The organism is Mesorhizobium sp. M4B.F.Ca.ET.017.02.2.1 (assembly GCF_003998955.1).
Taxonomy (GTDB): Bacteria; Pseudomonadota; Alphaproteobacteria; order Rhizobiales; family Rhizobiaceae; genus Mesorhizobium; species Mesorhizobium abyssinicae.
Map to the genome: position 1 here is coordinate 1 of NZ_RZOF01000638.1, position 1,086 is coordinate 1,086.

Consider the following 1,086-nt stretch of genomic DNA (forward strand, 5'->3'; position numbering starts at 1 on the left):
CCCTTGCCCTTCACACCTCATCGCTACCGCAAAGGATAAGTCCCGATGGCAAAAACCTATTTCACCGAAGACCATGAATGGCTCCGTGTCGAGGGCGGCGTCGCCACGGTCGGCATAACCGACTATGCACAAGAGCAGCTCGGCGATCTCGTCTTCGTCGAATTGCCGGAAACCGGCCGCAAGCTGACCAAGGGCGACACCGCCGTCGTGGTCGAGTCTGTCAAGGCGGCATCCGACGTCTACGCGCCGGTCGACGGCGAGATCACCGAGGCCAACAGCTCGCTGTCGTCGGACCCTTCGCTGGTCAATTCGGCCGCCACCGGCGACGGCTGGCTGTGGAAGATGAGGCTTTCCAACGAAAGCCAGCTCGAAGGCCTGCTGGATGAGGCCGCCTACAAAGCCCATATCGGCTGAAAGCAGGATAGTTACGATGACCGCAGCACCATATCCCTTCTCGGCCCGCCATATCGGCCCCGGCCTCAACGATGTCCGAGCGATGCTGGCCGTAATCGGCGTTCCGTCGGTCGAGACGCTGATCAGCCAGGCCGTGCCGAGATCGATCCGCCTCGACTTGCCGCTGACCCTGCCCGCGCCGGCCAGCGAAGCCGAGGCGCTGGCCGAATTGTCGGCGACGATGGCGAAGAACAAGGTGCTGAAGAGCTTCATCGGCACCGGTTATCACGGCGTCCACGTGCCGCCGGTCATCCAGCGCAACCTGTTCGAGAACCCGGCCTGGTACACCGCCTACACGCCCTACCAAGCCGAGATCAGCCAGGGCCGGCTGGAAATGCTGTTCAACTTCCAGACCCTCGTCACCGAATTGACCGGCTTGCCGGTGGCGTCGGCCTCGCTGCTCGATGAGGCGACAGCGGTCGCTGAAGCCGTCGGCATTGCGCTGCGCCATCATCGCGACAAGCGCACCAAGGTGGCGCTTGCCGGCACGCCGCACCCGCAGACGCTGGATGTCGTGCGCACCCGCGCCGAGCCGCTCGGCACCGAAGTCGACGGCGAGACGATCGACGACAACACCGCCGCTCTGCTCGTTTCCTGGCCCGACACGTTCGGCGTCTATGGCGACCACAGGGC

At 64.4% G+C, this 1,086-nt stretch carries 1 protein-coding gene and 1 pseudogene; both read left to right on the forward strand.

The window, feature by feature from the left end:
* Positions 1-45: 45 nt before the first annotated feature.
* Entirely contained in the window at positions 46-414 is a 369-nt protein-coding gene (gcvH, locus tag EN738_RS34535) for a glycine cleavage system protein GcvH (protein ID WP_127287394.1), read from the forward strand.
* A 16-nt stretch (positions 415-430) separates the two neighbouring features.
* A pseudogene (locus EN738_RS34540) lies at positions 431-1,086 on the forward strand (glycine dehydrogenase (aminomethyl-transferring)); the annotation flags it as partial.

Excerpts from the sequence above, each read along its gene's own strand:
- gcvH (WP_127287394.1), top strand. The coding sequence starts at position 46 with ATGGCAAAAACCTATTTCACCGAAGACCATGAATGGCTCCGTGTCGAG.